Genomic DNA, 19652 nt, shown 5'->3' with positions numbered 1-19652 from the left:
GTCGCGGGGGAAAACTATGACGTCGACGCTGCGACGCCAATACGCACCGCGCGGTCAGTGGTTACCCAGAGGTAAGGGAAGATGAACAGGCCCGCCGACTAGGGTCAGGACCTATTAATTTCGTTTGAGATGTGATTCAGAGTCTCCGTTGAAGGAGGTTCTGATGGGTGATTTGTTTCTGCTAAGCGAGCGCCAAATGGCTCGCATCTCTCCACATTTTCCTCTTTCACACGGGGTTGCGCGTGTCGATGACCAGCGCGTTGTCAGTGGTATCGTCTATGTGATCCGCAATGGTCTGCAGTGGAAGGATGCACCTTCGCAGTACGGGCCACATAAGACGCTCTACAACCGCTTCATTCGCTGGAGCCGGCTCGGCGTGTTCGACAGGATTTTCGCCGCTTTGGCCGGCGAAGGTCCTCAGCCTGAGCGCATCATGATCGACGCGACACATCTGAAGGCCCACCGCACCGCGGCAAGCCTTCTAAAAAAGGGGATGTTCCCCGCCGTATCGGGCGAACCAAGGGCGGACTGAACTCGAAGCTCCATGCCGTTTGCGATGATGACGGCCGACCGATCATCATGCTGCTCTCCGAGGGTCAGATGAGCGACCACAGGGGCGCCCGGATGGTGCTCGACGCGTTACCCAAGGCCGATTGCCTCATCGCCGATAAGGGCTACGACAGCACCTGGTTCCGCGAAGAGCTCCTCGCCAGGGGCATCGAGCCCTGCATTCCGTCCTCTAAAAGCCGGACGAAACCGTACGCCTACGACAAAGCTCTCTATCGCCGCAGACACAAGGTCGAGAACCTATTCGCCAAACTCAAGGATTGGAGACGCATCGCAACTCGCTACGACCGATGCGCCCACACCTTCTTTTCAGCAATCTGCATCGCAGCTTCCGTCATCTTCTGGCTGTAATTAACGAGTCCTGACCCTAGGGCTGATTGCAGCGATGAAGACGGTCGCGGGTCAGTGCCAGCATAAAAGTTACAGGTCCCGTCCCGCGACGATGCTTGCGGGTGCGCCAAGCCTGCTCAGCTCGCAGCGGCCTCCTCGACGCTGGCACCTGGGACCGTCGCACCGCAATTACGGTGCGACGGCGGCCTTTGCGCGTCTGATATGACGCGAGCTGTGTTGAGCGCCAAAGACAAGAGCGAACTGTCCGCTCTCGCGCCGACAGCGTCAGTGGCTGTCGCGGTTCATCGGAATTTCCGCGCCGCGCGGACCGACGAGGAAGTCGAGATCCGCGCCCGTGTCGGCCTGCATCACGCTCTTGACGTAGAGGCCGGCATAACCACCCTTGAGCGGCATCACCGGCGACACCCAGGCAGCGCGACGACGGGCCAGTTCTTCGTCGGAGACATCGAGATGGATGGTGCGGGCCGGCACGTCGACGGCGATCATGTCGCCGTTTTGAACCAGTGCCAGCGGGCCGCCATCGGCCGCTTCCGGCGCCGTGTGCAGGATGACCGTACCGTAGGCCGTGCCGGACATGCGCGCATCAGAGATGCGGATCATGTCGGTAATGCCCTTTTTCAGCACCTTCGGGGGCAGGCCCATGTTGCCGACCTCGGCCATGCCCGGGTAACCCTTCGGGCCGCAATATTTAAGCACCATCACGCAGGTCTCGTCGATGTCGAGATCATCGCGATTGATGCGAGCGTGGTAGTCCTCGATGCTCTCGAACACGACCGCCCGGCCCTTGTGCTGCATCAGGTGCGGCGATGCGGCGGACGGCTTCAGCACGCAGCCCTTGGGCGCAAGATTGCCGCGCAGCACCGCGATGCCGCCGGACTTGGTCAGCGCTTTGTCGCGCGGCACGATGACGTCGTCATTGTAGTTGACGACATCCTTGACGTCGTTCCAGATCGTGTCACCGGTGACGGTCACAGCATCCTTGTGAAGGAGGCCCATTTCGCCCACGGCCTTGATCACGACCGGCAGGCCGCCGGCATAATAGAACTCCTCCATCAGGTACTTGCCCGACGGCTGCAGGTTGACGATCGTCGGCACGTCGCGGCCGAGGCGATCCCAATCGTCGAGACTGAGGTCGACACCGACACGGCCGGCAAGCGCCAAGAGGTGCAGCACGGCGTTGGTCGAGCCGCCGACAGCGCCGTTGACGCGAATGGCGTTCTCGAAGGCCTGCTTCGTCAGGATATCCGAAGGCTTCAGATCCTCCTTGACCATGTCGACGATGCGGCGGCCGGAGAGCTGGGCTATCACCCGGCGGCGGGCGTCGACGGCAGGGATCGCCGCATTGCCGGGCAGCGTCATGCCGAGCGCTTCGGCCATCGAGGCCATGGTCGAGGCCGTGCCCATGGTCATGCAGCTGCCGGCCGAGCGGGCCATGCCCTGCTCCGCATCCATGAATTCGGCGAGCGACATCTCGCCGGACTTCACCATTTCCGAAAACTGCCAGATCGCCGTGCCCGAGCCGACATCCTTGCCGCGCCACTTGCCGTTCAGCATCGGGCCGCCAGAAACGAGGATGACCGGGATGTCGACGCTGGCAGCCCCCATCAGCAGGCTCGGCGTGGTCTTGTCGCAACCGCCGAGCAGCACGACGCCATCGACCGGATTGCCGCGGATCGCCTCTTCGACGTCCATGGCCGCGAGATTGCGGAACATCATCGCCGTGGGCCGCAGCGTGCTTTCGCCAACGGAAAACACCGGGAATTCGACCGGGAAGCCACCGGCCTCGTAGACGCCGCGCTTCACCCGCTCTGCGAGATCACGCAGATGCGCGTTGCACGGCGTCAGCTCCGACCAGGTGTTACAGATGCCGATGATCGGCCGGCCATCGAAGGTGTCGGCGGGCAGGCCCTGGTTCTTCATCCAGGAGCGGTGCATGATGGCATTCTTGCCGGTACCGCCGAACCAATCCTGCGAACGCAGCTTGCGCGGCCATTCAGCTTTCTTCTTCATCTCTTCCTTCCTTATGCGGCCCGCACCGTTCACGTGGGCCCGATGACGGCGTGCTTCAGGCGAGCGTGTAGGCCGTCTTGACGGTGGTGTAGAACTCGGCGGCGTAGCGCCCCTGCTCGCGCGAGCCGTGGGACGAGCCCTTGCGGCCGCCGAAGGGCACGTGGAAATCGACGCCCGCCGTCGGCAGGTTGACCATCACCATGCCGGCTTCCGCATTGCGCTTGAAATGGGTCGCGTGCTTGAGGCTGGTGGTGGCGATGCCCGAGGACAGACCGAAGGGCGTGTCGTTGGCGACCGTGAGCGCTTCGTCGTAGTCCTTGACGCGGATGACGGATGCAACCGGGCCGAAGATCTCTTCCCGAGAAATGCGCATCGCGTTCGTCGCTTCGGTAAACAGCGCCGGCTGCAGGTAGAAGCCGGGCGTGTCGCGCTTCAGAAGCTCGCCGCCGAAGGCAAGCTTGGCGCCTTCCTGTCGGCCGATGGCGATATAGTCGGTGTCCTGGTTGAGCTGGCTCTCATCGACCACCGGACCGATCTGGGTGCCGGCCTTCAAGGCGTCGTCGACAACAAGCCCCTTCATCCGTTCGCCCATGGCCGCCACGAAGCGATCATGAATGCCCTCGGTGACGATGAGCCGCGAAGATGCGGTGCAACGCTGGCCGGTCGAGAAGAAGGCGGAGTTGACCGCGGCTTCCACTGCAACCGAAAGATCGGCGTCATCGAGCACGACGAAGGGGTTCTTGCCACCCATTTCCAGCTGGTATTTGCGATTGTGCTCGACCGAGGCGAGCGCCACGCGTTTGCCCGTGCCGGTCGAGCCGGTGAAGGTGATGGCGTGAATGTCGGGACTGTCGAGCATCGCCTGGCCGACGACCGAGCCCTTGCCCATCACGAGGTTCAAGACGCCCTTCGGCAGACCGGCGCGGTTAAGAATGTCGACGATCGCCCAGGAACTGCCGGGCACAAGTTCGGCCGGCTTGAAGACGACGGTGTTGCCGTAGCAAAGCGCCGGCGCGATCTTCCAGGCGGGAATGGCGATCGGGAAGTTCCAGGGCGTGATGATGCCGACGACACCGACCGGCTCGCGGGTGATCTCGACGCCGATATTGGGTCTTGCCGACGGCAGCACCTCGCCCGCCAACCGCAGGCACTCGCCGGCGAAGAAGTCGAAGATCTGGCCGGCGCGCACCGTCTCGCCGATGCCTTCGGCCAAGGTCTTGCCTTCCTCACGCGACAAGAGCTTTCCGAGTTCGTCCTTGCGGGCAAGGATCTCGTCGGCGGTCTTCCTCAGGATCGCGTGGCGCTCGAGAATACCGGAGCGCGACCAGGCCGGAAACGCCGCCTTGGCGGCCGCGATCGCTGCGCGCGCATCCTCGGCTGACGCGCGGGCATATTCGCCGACCACGTCGTTGGTATCGGACGGGTTGATATTGGCGACCCCGTCACCGCCGACCCATTCGCCGGCTATCAGGTTCTGGTGCAAAGTCATGGCCTCAGGCCTCCTTCATAGATGCGCATGACCGTCCCTCGCGAACGGTCGCGCTTAGGAGATGTGTCAGAGCTGGCGGATCGCGACCTCTTCGTCAGCTGCGATCGCAAGAGCGTTGCGGAGCGGAAGGCCGAAACCATCGGCCTCGATCTCAAACACGTCACCTTCCTCGGTGCGGATGCCATCACCGAAGGACAGCGTCGCCGTGCCGAACATGTGCACGTGGATGTCGCCCGGCTGGCGGAACAGGCCATACTTGAAATGGTGATGCTCGAGATTGGCGAAGCTGTGCGACATGTTGGCTTCGCCCGACAGGAACGGCTTTTCCCACAGCACCTTGCCACCACGCAGGATACGCGACATGCCGCGAATGTCCTCCGGTGCGACACCGATGCGGATCTCCGGACCGAAGCTCGCCTGGCGCAGCTTCGAATGCGCGAGCCAGAGATAGTTGACCCGCTCGGTCTTGTGATCGGAGAATTCGTTGGCAACGGCAAAACCAATGCGGAACGGCACGCCCTTCTCGGAGATCACGTAGATCCCGGCCATTTCCGGCTCCTCGCCACCATCCTCGGCAAAGGCGGGCGAAACGAGTGCCGACCCCGGCGCGACCGCGGAGGTGCCGTTGCCTTTGTAGAACCATTCCGGCTGCACGCCTGTTTCGCCAGCCCTCGGCTTGCCACCTTCGAGCCCCATGCGGAACATCTTCATCGAGTCGGTCAGGGTTTCCTCGGCCGCCTCGCTCGTCTTCTTGTGCATGGCGTCGCGGGTCGCAGCCGAGCCGAGATGGGTGAGACCCGTGCCGGTCAGGTGCAGGTGTGCCGGATCCGGATGAGTGATCGGCGGCAGGAAGCGCCCCTCCGCATAGGCCTTTTCGAGGTCGACGGCGGCGCCGAGCCCCTTGGCCTCGATCGTCTGCTTCAGGCTCCGTCCGGCATTGGCCGCTTCCATCGCCAGCGCATAGACGCTTGTCGCGCCGTTCACCGCATGCGCCGCCTCACCCGGCAGCCGTACCGCCACCGTGATCGACCCGTCTTCGTTCCTGATCTGCGAAATCAGCACGATGCTATCCTTCCTATCGTCTTGGGTCGCTGTGTTCGCCTCTTCAAGGCAAAAGCGTCCCCGTGGGTGGCTTTCGCCACCCAATTCCGGCGGACCAATCCGCCGATCCTGGCAGCTGTGGCTGCCGGTGAATGTTACTGGTTCGCGTCGGGTCTTATGGCTTTCCGCTCAACCCTTGTTCTTGTTGTAGACATCGAAGAACACGGCAGCGAGCAGCACGAGGCCCTTGATCAACTGCTGGTAATCGATGCCGATGCCCATGATCGACATGCCGTTGTTCATCACGCCCATGATGAAGGCGCCGATGACGGCCCCGATGATCTTGCCTACACCGCCCGACGCCGAGGCACCGCCGATAAAGCAGGCCGCAATGACGTCGAGCTCGAAACCGACGCCGGCCTTCGGCGTTGCCGAATTGAGGCGAGCGGTGATGATCATGCCGGCGAGTGCCGCAAGCACGCCCATGTTGACGAAGGTGTAGAAGGTCAGCCGCTCGGTGTTGATGCCCGAAAGCTTGGTCGCCTTGACGTTGCCGCCCATGGCATAGATGCGGCGACCGATCGTCGAGCGCGTGGTGACGAAGGTATAGAGCGCAATCAGCACGGCCATGGCGATCAGCACGTTCGGCAGGCCGCGATAGGTCGCAAGCTGGAAGCCGATGAACAGCGCCACGGCAGCGATGACAGCCATCTGCACGGCGAAGAAAATGAACGGCTCGTTCTCCGTGCCGTGCTGCTCGTTGATCTTGCGGTCACGAATGCCCGCGTAGATCGCGTAGCCGACGAGCGCGATGACGGCGACGAGCGCCACCATGTTCTGAATGGTCTCGGGCGCCGGATTGAGGAAATAGAGGAAATCCGGAACGAAGCCGGTCGACAGCAGCTGGAATTCCTTCGGGAACGGACCGATCGGGCGGCCGCCGAGCACCACATAGGTGAGCCCGCGGAACACCAGCATGCCGGCCAGCGTCACGATGAAGGATGGGATCTTCTGGTAGGCAACCCAATAGCCCTGGGCCGCCCCCATGATGCCGCCAACGATCAGACAGGCGGGAATGACGATAATGGCGGGCAAGCCCCATTTGACCAGCATGATCGCTGAGATCGCGCCGATGAAGGCGACGATCGAGCCGACCGACAGGTCGATATGCCCGGCAACGATGATCAGCAGCATGCCGAGCGCCATGATGACGATGAAGGAGTTCTGCAGCACCAGGTTGGTGATGTTGACCGGCTTGAACAGCACGCCGTTGGTGACGAACTGGAAGAACAGCATGATCACCACGAGCGCGACGAGCAGGCCGTATTCGCGGATGTTGTTCTTGAGATAGTCCCCGATCGAGGGCTTGTTGTTTTGGGTGCTCGTATCGGCGACCATTAGTGTTTCTCCCCTGAACGCATGATGGCACGCATGATGGATTCCTGGCTCGCTTCCGCCTTCGAAAGCTCCGCGACGATGCGGCCCTCGTTCATGACGTAGATGCGATCGCAGGTTCCAAGCAGCTCCGGCATTTCCGATGAGATCATCAGGATGCCCTTACCCTCGGCGGCAAGCTGGTTGATGATGGTGTAGATCTCATACTTCGCGCCGATATCGATACCGCGTGTCGGCTCGTCGAGGATGAGAACTTCCGGATTGGTGAACAGCCATTTGGACAAGACGACCTTCTGCTGGTTGCCGCCCGAAAGGTTGACCGTTTCCTGATAGATCGAGTGCGAACGGATGCGCAGCTTCGAGCGATAGTCGGAGGCGACCTTCGCTTCCTTGCGATCGTCGATGACGCCGTTCGCGGCCACCGCCTTCAGATTGGAGAGCGTTGTGTTCTCCTTGATGTTGTTGATCAGCACGAGCCCGAGCTGTTTGCGGTCTTCGGTGACATAGGCGAGCCCCGCATCGATCGCACGCGGAATGGTACTGACGTCGACGGGCTTGCCGCGCATCGTCACGTCGCCGGTGATCTTGTGGCCCCAGGACTTGCCGAAGAGGCTCATCGCCGTTTCGGTGCGCCCTGCCCCCATCAACCCGGCGATGCCGACGACCTCGCCGGCGCGCACGGTGAAATTGACGTCGTGCAGGAACTGCCGGTCGCGGTGCTGCTGGTGGAAGACGTTCCAGTTCTTCACTTCGAGCAGAGTCTCGCCGATCTTGGGCTCGCGCGGCGGATAACGGTCTTCCATGGCGCGGCCGACCATGCCCTTGATGATCCGGTCTTCGCCAATGTCTTCGCTGTGACAGTCGAGCGTTTCGACCGTGCCGCCGTCGCGCAGGATGGTGATCTGGTCGGCAACCTTCCGGATCTCGTTCAGCTTGTGCGAAATGATGATCGAGGTCATGCCCTGGGTGCGAAACTCCATCAGCAGCTTCAAAAGCGCATCGGAATCGGTTTCGTTGAGCGAGGCGGTCGGCTCGTCAAGGATCAACAGCCGCACCTTCTTCGAAAGCGCCTTGGCGATCTCGACCAGTTGCTGCTTGCCGACACCGATGTCGGTGATCAACGTCGCCGGGGATTCGCTCAAGCCAACCTTCTTCAGCAGTTCCTGCGTACGGGCAAAGGTCTGCGGCCAGTGAATCACACCGTTGCTGGCGATCTCGTTGCCGAGGAAGATGTTCTCGGCGATCGACAGCAGCGGCACCAGCGCCAGTTCCTGGTGGATGATGATGATGCCCAGGTCTTCGCTGTCGGAAATCGTCGAGAAGCGGCGGGCTTCGCCGCCATAGTGGATTTCGCCATCATAGGTGCCGGCGGGATAGACGCCGCTCAGCACCTTCATCAGCGTCGACTTGCCGGCGCCGTTTTCGCCGACGAGTGCGTGGATCTCGCCTTCGCGGACCTTGAAGCTGACATTGTCCAGCGCCTTGACGCCCGGGAACGTCTTGGTGATGCCCCGCATTTCAAGAATGATATTGTCCATGTTCAGTCATTCCAGCGGCAGTCTTCAAGAGAGTACCGGCTCCGTCATCTGGATAAAAGGGCCCGCGCGCATGCACGGGCCCTCACGCTCAAAAAGATCAGTTGTTGATCTGGTCTTCGGTGTAGTAGCCCGAGCTGACGAGCACGTCCTTGATGTTGGACTTGTCGACGGCAACCGGCTTCAGCAGGTAGGACGGAACCACCTTGACGCCGTTGTCATAGGTCTTGGTGTCGTTCACTTCCGGCTCCTTGCCTTCCATGATCGCGTTGACCATGCCGACGGTGACCTTGGCGAGTTCGCGCGTGTCCTTGAAGATCGACGAATACTGTTCGCCGGCAAGGATCGACTTGACCGACGGTAGTTCGGCGTCCTGGCCGGTGACGGCAGGCATTGCCATGTCGCCCGAACCGTAGCCGACGCCCTTCAGCGCCGAAATGATACCGATCGACAGGCCGTCATAGGGCGACAGAACGCCATCGACCTTGGCGTCGGTGTAGTTCGACGACAGCAGGTTTTCCATGCGGGCCTGGGCCACGGCACCGTCCCAACGCAGCGTGCCGACCTGGTCCATGCCCTTCTGGCCGGATTTGACGACGATCTTCTTGCTGTCGATCAGCGGCTGCAGGACCGACATCGCGCCGTCGTAGAAGAAGAAGGCGTTGTTATCGTCCGGCGAACCACCGAAGAGCTCGATGTTCTTCGGCTCGGTTGCGCCGTCGAGCTTGAGACCCTGGACCAGCGACGTTGCCTGCTGCACGCCGACCTGGAAGTTGTCGAAGGTGGCGTAGTAGTCGACATTGCCCGAGTCGCGGATCAGGCGGTCATAGGCGATGACCTTGACGCCGGCGTCGTGGGCCTTCTGCAGGATGTCGGAGAGCGTGGTGCCGTCGATGGCGCCGATGACGAGAACCTTGGCGCCCTTGGTCACCATGTTCTCGATCTGAGCGAGCTGGTTCGGGATGTCGTCGTCAGCAAACTGCAAGTCCGGCGTGTAGCCAGCTTCCTTGAACAGCTTCTCCATGGTCTCGCCGTCGGAAATCCAGCGGGTCGACGTCTTCGTCGGCATGGAAATGCCGACCGTGCCCTTGTCCTGCGCAAATGCCGGTGCAGCGAAGGACGCGATCGAAATCGCGGCGGCTGCGAGAAGCGAAGTCATCAATTTCATCAGTTCTCTCCCAAAAAAGTTGAAGCCGGCAGGCGAGAGCCTTTCCGTCTATGCGCAGCAATCCGCCGCCCGAGATCTTCGTCTCCGGCAGCGGATCAAGGTGAAGGAGAGGCCTCCCCGCCTCGCATGCTCCTACATGCGCTGGCACATAAGCAAAAACTGGAATGAAACCATATAACTGTCAAATACAATATTGCTTTGAATACATACCAAAAATGATATATCGAGCGCAAACAGTGTGATTTTTGAAAATCCCTGAAAACCAAAGAAAAAAACGCAGAGGTTGAAATGCGCGATCAGAAACCGAGCACCGCCGGCGAACTCTTCGATTCGACGCTTTTCCGCTCGGGCCTGAAGATCAGCCACCTCCGGCTGATTCTGGCGATCGACGATCACCGCCGCATCAGCGCCGCCGCTGACGCCCTCGGCATCTCGCAACCGGCGGCCTCGCGCATGCTCTCGGAAATCGAGACCATGCTGAAGGCGCCGGTCTGCGAACGCGTTGCCCGCGGTGTCCTGTTGACGCCCTATGGCGAAGCGCTGGCGCGACGCGCGCGCAGCATCTTTCTGGAACTCCGGGAGGCATCGCGCGAGATCAACGAGTTGAAGACCGGCAGCGGCGGCTCGGTTTCGCTCGGCTCGGTCACGGGCCCGGCGCTCAATCTCGCCGTGCCCGCCATCCGTCAGGTGATGACCGCCTATCCCGGCATCGAGATCAACGTCCAGATCGAAAACAGCAACGTGCTGGCAAGGGAACTGCTCGCCGCCCGCCACGATTTCATCATCGGCCGCATCCCCGACGACCAGCCGCCGCGGCTCTTCAACATGGTAGAGATCGGCTACGAGGAGGTTTGCCTGATCGTGCGCGACGGCCATCCGCTGCTCGACAAGCCCATGGTCGTCGCCGAGGACCTGCCCTCCTATGACTGGGTATTCCAGCCGCCCGGCACCCTTCTGAGACGCGCAGTCGAAGACAGTTTCGTGGCGGCCGGGGTGAGACTGCCGGCGACGGTGATCAACACCTCCTCGATCATCCTGACGCTGTCGATGGTGCGCAACACCAACGCGATTGCACCTGTGGCACTCGACGTCGCCAACCTGATTGCCGGCAACGGTACGCCGGCCGGCGAAATCCGCATCCTGAAGACCGAAATCCCGATCCGAATCAAACCCTATGGGCTGATCACTGCCGAGGGACGCGCGCTGCCGCCGAGCGCCAAGCTGCTCTACGACCTGATCCTCAAGCAGGGCCGCGCCTGATCAGCCCTGGCATGATCAGTCTGATCAGCCCGAGATAATCTCCGCCTGCCATGGTGCGCCGCGATCGGAGACGTCATGTTTGGAATGTCAGTCTTTCAGTCGGTGCTCGAGCGGCTGAAATCGGAAGAGGATATCGAACCGGCACCGGCCGAAGCGACGCGCGTCGCCACGCCTTACGCCCCGGCATTCGACAACGCCTTTGCGGCCGAAAGCGCCCGCTCGGCGGCCTTCGGCGCCGTGGAGCGCGCCTATCTCGATGCGTCCTTCGTGGAGCCGCCACCTCCGCCGGTGATGCCGGACTATCTCAGCCGTACGACCCTTGCCGACGTGGCCGAGGAACTGGCCCTTGTCGACAGCGAAACACAAATGACGCTTGCGGCAAAGCGCCGGGCCTTCGCGGCCCTGAACCATCCGGACCGTCTGCCGGCCGCGTTTCGCGCCAACGCCACCGTGCGCATGAAACTCGCCAACATGCTGATTGACGAAGCCGCAAAGCAGATGCGCGCCATCACCCCGGCGCCGTGAACCTCAGCCGGCAGCGTCGCTCCCGTCGCCCTTGCCTTGCCCCTCGTCCCCAGCTTTCTCGACGCCCTTCTCGCTCGGCTTGTAGAAAACCAAGAGAGCCGCCGAGGCATAGGCGGTCACCGCGAGGAAAATCATCCCCCACATCGCTTGCTCGCCCAGGAACTCGACCACTGTCCAGACGCCGCAGAAGCCCACGATCAGCAGACGGATCCACAGTGGGCGGTAGAAGGGATGGTCCGGATCGATGAATTTGAGCATTCTGTCCTCTGGTGGCCTTGTCGCGTGCGTCCCATTTAGGGGAAATTCGTCGCTGACGGCAAGGCCATGGCCTCCGACTCCCTTGACGGACGCAATAAAAATGGAATAAAAATTCCGAAATAATCTACATCGGCGACTTCATTCTAAATAGGAAGTTGCCGAGTAGAAACGGAGGTATCAAGGGAGAGGTGCTGAGCGCAGCGTTCCAACGCGCGGTCTTTCGTGGCAATTCTCCAAACCATTCGCGGAAGCAGCGTTCCGCGGCGCCTTTGCGCGATGAGCGCCGATCATCACGCCCCTTCCCGGTCGCGAACCGGAATTCGAGAGAAACAGAGATGACAGTCAGATTTGGTCTTCTGGGCGCCGGCCGCATCGGCAAGGTTCATGCGAAAGCCGTCAGCGGCAATCCCGACGCTGTGCTTGTTGCCGTCGCCGATGCCTTCCCCGCCGCCGCCGATGCCATCGCCAAGCAGTATGGCTGCGAGGTCCGCACCATCGAAGCGATCGAAGCGGCCAAGGACATCGACGCCGTCGTCATCTGCACGCCGACCGATACCCATGCCGACCTGATCGAACGCTTCGCCCGCGCCGGCAAGGCGATCTTCTGCGAGAAGCCCGTCGATCTCGACGCCGAGCGCGTGAAGGCCTGCCTCAAGGTCGTGAGCGAGACCAAGGCCAAGCTGATGGTCGGCTTCAACCGCCGCTTCGACCCGCATTTCATGGCCGTGAAGAAGGCGATCGACGCCGGCAAGATCGGCGATGTCGAAATGGTGACGATCACCTCGCGCGATCCGGGCGCCCCGCCGGTCGACTATATCAAGCGTTCGGGCGGCATCTTCCGCGACATGACCATCCATGACTTCGACATGGCCCGTTTCCTGCTCGGCGAAGAGCCGGTCTCGGTGACGGCAACCGCTGCCGTTCTCGTCGACAAGGCGATCGGCGAAGCCGGCGACTACGACAGCGTTTCGGTCATCCTGCAGACGGCGTCCGGCAAGCAGGCGATCATCTCCAACTCCCGTCGCGCCACCTACGGCTACGACCAGCGCATCGAAGTCCACGGCTCGAAGGGCGTGGCTTCCGCCGAGAACCAGCGCCCGGTCTCGATCGAGATCGCCAATGGCGACGGCTACACCCGCCCGCCGCTGCACGATTTCTTCATGACCCGCTATACCGAAGCCTATGCCAACGAGATCGAGAGCTTCATCGCCGCGATCGAAAAGGGTGCGGAAATCACGCCGTCCGGCAAGGATGGTCTCGCGGCTCTCGCGCTTGCCGATGCGGCTGTAAAGTCCGTCGTCGAAAAGCGCCAGATCAGCGTCGCCTGAGCCTTCGACCGACGACCGATCAAGGAAAAAGGCCGGGCCTTTTTCGTATCCGCACTGCCCGGCCGCGGCCGTTTCAACCGTCGGCGCGCGCCGGCACCTTCTCCCGGCGCGCGGTTTCCTGGCCGGTGCTGGGCGCGGCACCCGGCCGACCGGAGAGAAAGCCCTGTATCTGCAGGCAGCCCTCCTCCGCAAGGATCTGTCTTTGCCGTTCGGTTTCGACGCCCTCGGTCACGACCGCGAGCCTAAGGCTGTGGCCAAGCGCGATGATCGCCCGGACGATCGCCTGCGCCGAAGGGTCCTTTTCCAGCGCCGCGGTGAAGCTGCAGTCGATCTTCAGCTTGTCGAAGGGGAACGTCTGAAGGTTGCTCAGCGACGAATGGCCGGTGCCGAAATCGTCCATGACGATCCGCACACCAAGGACCCGTAGCCGCACCAGCACTGCCAGCACGTCCTCGCGATTGTGCATCAGCGCCGCCTCGGTAATCTCGAGTTCGAGCCGCCAGGGATTAAGGCCGGTGCGGCGCAGGATGTTCGCAACCTGGTCGAAGAGGTTGGGCAAAAGGAACTGGACCGGCGAAATGTTGACGGAGATCGGCAGGGGCTCGTTCCACTTCGCCGCTTCCGTGCAGGCTTGCTCCAGCACCCATTCGCCGATCTGGATGATCGAGCCGCTCTCCTCGGCAATCGGGATAAAGACATCCGGGCCGATCAACCCGCGCTGCGGATGCTCCCAGCGCAGCAGCGCTTCGTAGCCGATGATCCGGTCGCTCTGGACTTCGACCAGTGGCTGGTATTCGAGGAAGAATTGTCGGCGGAGCACCGCATGGCGCAGGTCGTTTTCGATCTGGCGGCGGGTGCGTACCGCCTCGTCCATCTCCCGGTCGAAGAAGCAGGCGATGCCCTTGCCGCTCTGCTTGGCGCGGTAGAGCGCCGTGTCGGCATTGTTGCGCAACTGATCCGCCGTCTGCCCGTCTGCCGGAAAGATCGCAGCCCCGATGCTGACGCCGACGGCGGTCGGGTCACGATTGGTGTCCATCTCGGCAGCAAACAGCGCCAGGATCCGGTCCGTCAACTGCCGCGCCGCCTCCGGCTCCCTGCCGCCCACCTGGATGATCGCGAACTCGTCGCCGCCGAGCCGGGCGATCGTATCCTGCTCGCCGACGGCTGCGCGCAGGATATCGGCGACCTTCATCAGGATGCGGTCGCCCTCGCCATGGCCGAAGATATCGTTGACCGCCTTGAAGCGGTCGAGGTCGAGGCAGAGGATCGCCAGTTCCTCGTTTCTCGCAGCCGCCGCCGCCAGCGTCTGGCCCAGCCTGCGGTCGAAGAAGGCGCGGTTCGGCAGGTCCGTCAGCGCGTCATGATGGGCGAGATGTTCGATCGTGCGCTCGGCTTCCTTACGCGCCCGCAAGTCACGCACGAAGATCACGTCGCATTCCCGGCCGCGATACTCGATCGTCCGGCACATGAACTCGACGGGAATGGTGCGACCTTCTGCGTTCAAGAGGTCGATTTCGCCCGGACCGTCGCCGTGTCTGTGGGCGTCCAACCCCTCCTCGCCGAAGACGAAGATGTCTGCCGGGTGCCGTCCGGAAAGCTCCGAGAGCTTGCGACCTGTCAGGCCCGCGAAGCGTTCGTTGGCGTCCACGATTACGCCATCGAAGACGATCGCCATGCCTTCGAGCGATGCATTGGCGAGTCCGCGCAGATCCGTCAGATGCCGGTCGAGGAAGAGCGCGCCGAAGGCGAGCACGATCAATGTGGTCGAAGCGGCAATGACGCCGCCTGCAAGCCAGGCGGGATGGATGGTATCGGCAACGGCGACATTGGCCTCGGGCACCAGCGTGATGCCGCTCATCGAGGTGAAGTGCAGCGCGCAGATGCCGACGACCAGCAGGAGCGACGCGACGACCAGGCGCCGCACGCCGCGCAAGAGCTGAAAGGCGTAGAGCGCGGCACCGGCCAGCACCGTCCCGGCGAGGACGGCGGAGACGGTGGATTGGGGATCGTAGGCAATATGTCCCTGGATCTCGATTGCCCGCATGCCGGTAAAGTGCATCGCCGCAATGCCGGCGCCGAGCAGCAGGCCACCGCAGGTCATCGAGAGATGCGAGCGCCCGCCAAGACCGATCGCAAAGGCCATCCAGGACGCTGCGATCGCCGCGGCCACCGACAGGAGCGTGCCCCAGGCGCCATAGGCAACGGGAACGCCGCCGTCATAGGCGAGCATGGCGATGAAATGGGTGGACCAGACGCCGATACCGCAGGCAAAACCGCTGGCCGCGATCCACAAACCGCGTTGGCTGCCTTCGCTTCGTTGCGCGCGCAACAGGAGCAGCATCGTCGCGACGCTGCCTGCCAGGCAGACGATCGCGGCAACCAGGATGAGGCGCCAGTCATGATCGTCGCGTATGCATGCAATCACTGAAAACATAATCGTCTCCCGCGTCAGGGTCACCTTGACAAGGAGTCGCTAAATAACTGTAAATTGTATCACTGGAATTGTTCGCCTTCGGTACAACCCCAAAAATGGTTGCCCGAAAATTCGCCTCAACCGTGCATCGCCGATCCGCCGACGCTGGCGATGTCGCCATCGATCACACCCAGCGCCCGCGCCAGGTGCCCCTCGAAAACCAGGCGCTGCTCGTCGGCAACGACCGTGATTTCCGGCGGCCCCTGAAGACGGATCTGCATCGATTGGGCAAGCCCCTCCTCGATCCCGGGCAGCATCAGATCGAAGTATCGGATGCCGGGTCCGGTGACATGGACCGGCATGCGCTCGTAGAGGCTCAACATGCGTGAGATGCCGTTGCCGAGCGCGATGCCGGCCTGGCGAAAGGCATAGCCGGCCATGCGGTGGCCCTGTCGTGCGCTGGCGGCAATCTTGTCGAGCTCCGTCACCGGAACGAACTTGGCGGGGATCGTGTCTGCCGGCACCTCAAAGGCCGCGCGCAGGATGCCGTAGAAGCCGGCCGCCGCCTCGATGCAGCCATAGGCGCCGCAGCGGCAAAGGCCCGCGGACGGCGCGTGCAGCATGTGGCCGAAATTCGGCGCGCTGACATCCATATCGCCGCTCTGGCTCTTGCGGGCAACACCAAGGCCGATGCTGTGGCCGAGCGAGATCGCCGCAAGCGCCCTGAAGCCGCTCTCCGGCTTGCGCTCTGCCTGGGCGGCGAGGGCCTGCGCGACCAGAAGGGTTTCGTTGCTGAGCATGACCTTCGCCCGCCAGTCCGGCGCGAGCAGCGCGGCGAAATCCAGCTCCTCCCGCCCGAACACCGGCGACCACAAGAGCCGCGCGGACGCGCCGTCGACCAGGCCCTTGCTGCTGATAGAGACGGCCAGTACCTGGTTCCGCTCCAGTCTCGACCGCTGCAACAGGCGCTCGAGCGCATCGACGAATGCCCGGGCGAAAGGGGCCGTACCGCGCTCGTCGTGGTTTCGGCTTTCGTCGAAGCGGTCGAGCAACGTGCCGCCGTAGTCGACCAGCGAATATTGCACGATGTCGGACGAGATCCGAACGACGATCAGATGACCGTGATCGCGGCGTGGCGTGAACAGCACCCGCGGCCGCCCGCGCCCGCCCTGGACCTGCTGCTCTGCCTTGGCGAGCGCACCAGCCTTTTCCAGTTCCGCCGTGATCGCCGAAACGGTCGCGGAGGCAAGCCCGGTCTCGGCAGAGATTTCCGTATGGGAGAGATTGCCGGCGCGCCTGAGCGCCGCAAGGACCAGCGCGCTGTTTTGCTGACGCACGAGCTCAGTGCTGGACTTGGTCAGCATGAGACGTCCCTGTCAGTGGCGGATCCTTCGAACACATGCCCCTCCCAAAGCATCTGTTGAACGGCAAGACAAGGAGCAGAACGCCTTGTCGACAGCCTTGTGGCACCGATTTTCAGGGCGGTCGAGAAACATCGGACGCGACCGCTCGCGGAGCACCTTGTTGATGCCGCAACCACCGCTTTCGCACCGTGTTGACAGCCTCAAAAATCCATGACATTCATTTTCTCGACTGTCGAGAAAATAATTCCGCACAATGTAGCGGCACGATCTACGACAGCGTCTTAAGGCTGGCGGAGGATGGTGCGGGAGGTTCGCACGCTTGGCCGGCCCTCACTCGGGAGGATGAAATGAAAACCGTTTTGAAGCTGATGGCAGGGGTTGCCGTCATCGTTTCCCTGCATTCCGTTGCCCAGGCGAAGGACCTGGTCGTCGGCGTATCCTGGTCCAACTTCCAGGAAGAGCGCTGGAAAACCGACGAAGCCGCCATCAAGGCAGCCCTCGAAGCCTCGGGCGACAAGTACATCTCCGCTGACGCCCAGTCGTCCGCCGCCAAGCAGCTGACCGACATCGAGTCGCTGATCGCTCAGGGCGCCAACGCACTGATCGTGCTCGCCCAGGACAGCGACGCCATCGGCCCGGCGATCGAAAAGGCCGCTGCCGAAGGCATTCCGGTCGTCGGCTATGACCGCCTGATCGAAAACCCGGCCGCCTTCTACATCACCTTCGACAACAAGGAAGTGGGCCGCATGCAGGCCCGCGAAGTGTTCAAGGTCAAGCCGGAAGGCAACTATGTCTTCATCAAGGGCTCGTCCTCCGACCCGAACGCCGACTTCCTCTTCTCCGGACAGATGGAAGTGCTGAAGGAAGCCGTCGACGCCGGCAAGATCAAGAATGTCGGCGAAGCCTATACCGACGGCTGGAAGCCTGAAAACGCCCAGAAGAACATGGAGCAGTTCCTGACCGCCAACGACAACAAGGTCGATGCGGTCGTCGCTTCCAACGACGGCACCGCGGGCGGTGCAGTCGCAGCCCTCGATGCCCAGGGCCTGGCCGGCTCCGTTCCGGTCTCCGGGCAGGACGCCGACAAGGCGGCCCTGAACCGTGTTGCTCTCGGCACGCAGACCGTCTCGGTCTGGAAAGACAGCCGTGAACTCGGCAAGCGCGCCGCAGAAGTCGCCGTCGAACTTGCCGGCGGCAAGAAGATGGAAGAAGTCTCTGGCGTCACTACCTTCAACGGCGGCCCGAAGGGCGTGGCCATGCAGTCGGTCTTCCTGGCTCCCCTGCCGATCACCAAGGACAACCTGAACGTCGTCATCGACGCGGGCTGGATCTCCAAGGCTGAAGCCTGCCAGGGCGTCAAGGGCGACGTCGCGGCCTGCAAATAAGCCGCACCAGCAGAACTGAGCGCTGACAAAAGACAAGCGCCGCAACGCAACCCGTTGCGGCGCTTGCGCAAGGTGCGGACGCGGCGGACAATACCGCTACCGCGACCGCACAATCAGCACGAAGGCTCGGTTTCTGCCGTCGTACCGGACTTGTCGCGTCCACTTGGGGCTCTTGGTGCCACTGACGCGATGACATCAACAACATAAGTGGGGGGAAGGCACGTCCATGGCCGACATCACACAAGGCAACACAAAGGGCGCACAGACAAATCGCGCCCGTACAGCGGACGAGAACCCGGTAAAACGTTTCTTCCGCGCCACCGAGATCGACACCCGGCTGCTCGGCATGGTCGGCGCGCTCGTCATCATCTGGGTCGGCTTCCAGATCATGACCGGCGGGCTGTTCCTGACGCCGCGCAACCTGTGGAACCTGACGGTTCAGACCTCCTCCGTCGCCGTGATGGCGACCGGCATGGTGCTGATCATCGTCACCCGCAACATCGACCTCTCCGTCGGCTCCGTGCTCGGCTTCTGCGGCATGGTCATGGGGGTCATGCAGGCGAAGTTCCTGCCGCAATATCTCGGCCTCGAACACCCGGCCATCTGGATCATCACCCTTCTGAGCGGCATCGCCGTCGGTGCCGCCATCGGCGCGCTGCAGGGCTCGATCGTCGCCTTCCTCAACGTGCCCGCCTTCATCGTCACGCTGGGCGGCCTGCTCGTCTGGCGCGGCGCCACCTGGTTCGTCACCAGCGGCCAGACGGTCGCGCCGATGAACGCCACCTTCCGCCTGATGGGCGGCGGCACTGAAGGCTCGATCGGCGCAACGGCAAGCTGGATCGTCGGCATCCTTGCCTGCATCGCCATCGTCGCCGCCATCCTCAATTCGCGCAAGCAGCGCAAGCGCTTCCGCTTCCCGCTCCGTCCGATCTGGGCGGAGTACTTCCTGGCGATCCTCGGCTGTATCCTGGTTCTCGGCGCGATCGCCGTTGCCAACAGCTACTACTGGCCGACCAACATCGCCCGCAAATATGCCGACGCCAACGGCATCGCCTGGCCGGACGGCGGTCTGCTGATCTCGCACGGCATTGCCATTCCGGTGCTGATGGCGATCGCCGTCGGCATCGTCATGACCTTCATCGCCACCCGCCTGCGTTTCGGCCGCTACGTCTTTGCGCTCGGCGGCAACCCGGAAGCGGCCGAACTCGCCGGCATCAAGACCCGCTGGGTTACCGTCAAGATCTTCACGCTGATGGGCATTCTCTGCGCCATCGCCGCGGCGATCTCGACCGCCCGCCTCAATGCGGCAACCAACGCGCAAGGCGAACTCGACGAGCTCTACACGATTGCTGCAGCCGTCATCGGCGGCACCTCGCTTGCCGGCGGCGTCGGCACGATCGCCGGTGCCATGATCGGCGCGCTCGTCATGCAATCCCTACAGTCGGGCATGGTGCTCTTGGGGATCGACAGTCCGTTCCAGCGCATCGTCGTCGGCGTAGTCCTCGTCGTCGCCGTCTGGCTCGACACCGTCTACCGCGCCCGCGCCAAGTAAGGAGTACGATC

Annotated in this window: 15 protein-coding genes; 6 read left to right on the top strand and 9 right to left on the bottom strand. The window is 62.6% G+C overall.

Going from position 1 to position 19652, the window contains the following annotated elements; genetic code table 11:
• Positions 1-163 precede the first annotated feature (163 nt).
• Positions 164-918 (top strand): IS5 family transposase gene (locus tag OVA00_RS24075; protein WP_090429178.1). Its coding sequence is split into 2 segments (ribosomal slippage): positions 164-497 and positions 497-918, totalling 756 coding nucleotides; the frame shifts between segments, so codons are not numbered across the junction.
• Positions 919-1182: 264 nt separating this feature from the next.
• Here the strand turns inward: OVA00_RS24075 and araD are convergent.
• From araD to chvE, 6 genes are all read right to left on the bottom strand, one after another.
• On the bottom strand, positions 1183-2928 hold the full coding sequence (araD, locus tag OVA00_RS24070; RefSeq protein WP_218685891.1) for an L-arabinonate dehydratase: 1746 nt from the start codon (positions 2926-2928) through the stop codon (positions 1183-1185).
• Between the two features lie 55 nt (positions 2929-2983).
• Positions 2984-4417: an aldehyde dehydrogenase family protein gene (locus tag OVA00_RS24065; protein ID WP_268089730.1), complete on the bottom strand. Its 1434-nt coding sequence runs from the start codon at positions 4415-4417 to the stop codon at positions 2984-2986.
• Between the two features lie 66 nt (positions 4418-4483).
• A complete protein-coding gene (araD1, locus tag OVA00_RS24060) occupies positions 4484-5479 on the bottom strand; it encodes an AraD1 family protein (protein WP_250806127.1) in 996 nt (331 codons plus the stop codon).
• A gap of 168 nt (positions 5480-5647) precedes the next feature.
• A complete protein-coding gene (gene mmsB, locus OVA00_RS24055; protein WP_060582451.1) occupies positions 5648-6856 on the bottom strand; it encodes a multiple monosaccharide ABC transporter permease in 1209 nt (402 codons plus the stop codon).
• A complete protein-coding gene (gene mmsA, locus OVA00_RS24050; RefSeq protein ID WP_034793889.1) occupies positions 6856-8391 on the bottom strand; it encodes a multiple monosaccharide ABC transporter ATP-binding protein in 1536 nt (511 codons plus the stop codon). Before mmsA ends, mmsB begins: the two co-directional genes overlap by 1 nt.
• Positions 8392-8488: 97 nt before the next feature.
• Positions 8489-9556 carry a multiple monosaccharide ABC transporter substrate-binding protein gene (gene chvE / locus OVA00_RS24045; RefSeq protein WP_034793892.1) on the bottom strand — a complete coding sequence of 356 codons (1068 nt, stop codon included), beginning with the start codon at positions 9554-9556 and terminating at the stop codon, positions 8489-8491.
• Positions 9557-9844: 288 nt separating this feature from the next.
• Here chvE and OVA00_RS24040 point away from each other — a divergent pair, with 288 nt between their 5' ends.
• Together OVA00_RS24040 and OVA00_RS24035 are read left to right on the top strand one after the other, a co-directional pair.
• Positions 9845-10816 carry a LysR family transcriptional regulator gene (locus tag OVA00_RS24040; protein WP_034793895.1) on the top strand — a complete coding sequence of 324 codons (972 nt, stop codon included), beginning with the start codon at positions 9845-9847 and terminating at the stop codon, positions 10814-10816.
• Positions 10817-10891: 75 nt separating this feature from the next.
• Positions 10892-11341 carry a hypothetical protein gene (locus OVA00_RS24035; RefSeq protein ID WP_060582450.1) on the top strand — a complete coding sequence of 150 codons (450 nt, stop codon included), beginning with the start codon at positions 10892-10894 and terminating at the stop codon, positions 11339-11341.
• Positions 11342-11344: 3 nt separating this feature from the next.
• On the opposite strand, the gene OVA00_RS24030 is transcribed toward OVA00_RS24035, so the two are convergent.
• Positions 11345-11599 (bottom strand): hypothetical protein, encoded by a 255-nt coding sequence (locus tag OVA00_RS24030; RefSeq protein ID WP_090298120.1) that lies wholly within the window; start codon positions 11597-11599, stop codon positions 11345-11347.
• Between the two features lie 335 nt (positions 11600-11934).
• Here OVA00_RS24030 and iolG point away from each other — a divergent pair, with 335 nt between their 5' ends.
• Positions 11935-12927: an inositol 2-dehydrogenase gene (iolG, locus tag OVA00_RS24025; protein ID WP_034793914.1), complete on the top strand. Its 993-nt coding sequence runs from the start codon at positions 11935-11937 to the stop codon at positions 12925-12927.
• Between the two features lie 73 nt (positions 12928-13000).
• Here the strand turns inward: iolG and OVA00_RS24020 are convergent, their stop codons facing one another.
• Both OVA00_RS24020 and OVA00_RS24015 read right to left on the bottom strand, forming a co-directional pair.
• Positions 13001-15361 carry a bifunctional diguanylate cyclase/phosphodiesterase gene (locus tag OVA00_RS24020; RefSeq protein WP_268089729.1) on the bottom strand — a complete coding sequence of 787 codons (2361 nt, stop codon included), beginning with the start codon at positions 15359-15361 and terminating at the stop codon, positions 13001-13003.
• A 116-nt stretch (positions 15362-15477) separates the two neighbouring features.
• Complete coding sequence (locus tag OVA00_RS24015; RefSeq protein WP_060518848.1) at positions 15478-16704, bottom strand: ROK family transcriptional regulator; 1227 nt, start codon at positions 16702-16704, stop codon at positions 15478-15480.
• Between the two features lie 347 nt (positions 16705-17051).
• On the opposite strand from OVA00_RS24015, the gene xylF reads away from it, so the two are divergent.
• Positions 17052-18089 (top strand): D-xylose ABC transporter substrate-binding protein, encoded by a 1038-nt coding sequence (gene xylF, locus OVA00_RS24010; protein WP_034793921.1) that lies wholly within the window; start codon positions 17052-17054, stop codon positions 18087-18089.
• A gap of 226 nt (positions 18090-18315) precedes the next feature.
• On the top strand, positions 18316-19641 hold the full coding sequence (locus OVA00_RS24005; protein ID WP_060518850.1) for a sugar ABC transporter permease: 1326 nt from the start codon (positions 18316-18318) through the stop codon (positions 19639-19641).
• Positions 19642-19652 lie beyond the last annotated feature (11 nt).

This window comes from Ensifer sp. SL37, assembly GCF_026672675.1.
Taxonomy (GTDB): Bacteria; Pseudomonadota; Alphaproteobacteria; order Rhizobiales; family Rhizobiaceae; genus Ensifer; species Ensifer adhaerens.
The sequence above is the reverse complement of the archived record's forward strand: the minus strand, read 5'-3'. Positions and strand labels throughout refer to the sequence as shown.

Excerpts from the sequence above, each read along its gene's own strand:
- xylF (WP_034793921.1), top strand. The coding sequence starts at position 17,052 with ATGAAAACCGTTTTGAAGCTGATGGCAGGGGTTGCCGTCATCGTTTCC.
- chvE (WP_034793892.1), bottom strand. The coding sequence starts at position 9,556 with ATGAAATTGATGACTTCGCTTCTCGCAGCCGCCGCGATTTCGATCGCG.
- OVA00_RS24015 (WP_060518848.1), bottom strand. The coding sequence starts at position 16,704 with ATGCTGACCAAGTCCAGCACTGAGCTCGTGCGTCAGCAAAACAGCGCG.
- OVA00_RS24020 (WP_268089729.1), bottom strand. The coding sequence starts at position 15,361 with ATGTTTTCAGTGATTGCATGCATACGCGACGATCATGACTGGCGCCTC.
- araD (WP_218685891.1), bottom strand. The coding sequence starts at position 2,928 with ATGAAGAAGAAAGCTGAATGGCCGCGCAAGCTGCGTTCGCAGGATTGG.
- OVA00_RS24030 (WP_090298120.1), bottom strand. The coding sequence starts at position 11,599 with ATGCTCAAATTCATCGATCCGGACCATCCCTTCTACCGCCCACTGTGG.
- mmsB (WP_060582451.1), bottom strand. The coding sequence starts at position 6,856 with ATGGTCGCCGATACGAGCACCCAAAACAACAAGCCCTCGATCGGGGAC.
- OVA00_RS24040 (WP_034793895.1), top strand. The coding sequence starts at position 9,845 with ATGCGCGATCAGAAACCGAGCACCGCCGGCGAACTCTTCGATTCGACG.
- iolG (WP_034793914.1), top strand. The coding sequence starts at position 11,935 with ATGACAGTCAGATTTGGTCTTCTGGGCGCCGGCCGCATCGGCAAGGTT.
- OVA00_RS24035 (WP_060582450.1), top strand. The coding sequence starts at position 10,892 with ATGTTTGGAATGTCAGTCTTTCAGTCGGTGCTCGAGCGGCTGAAATCG.
- OVA00_RS24005 (WP_060518850.1), top strand. The coding sequence starts at position 18,316 with ATGGCCGACATCACACAAGGCAACACAAAGGGCGCACAGACAAATCGC.
- mmsA (WP_034793889.1), bottom strand. The coding sequence starts at position 8,391 with ATGGACAATATCATTCTTGAAATGCGGGGCATCACCAAGACGTTCCCG.
- OVA00_RS24065 (WP_268089730.1), bottom strand. The coding sequence starts at position 4,417 with ATGACTTTGCACCAGAACCTGATAGCCGGCGAATGGGTCGGCGGTGAC.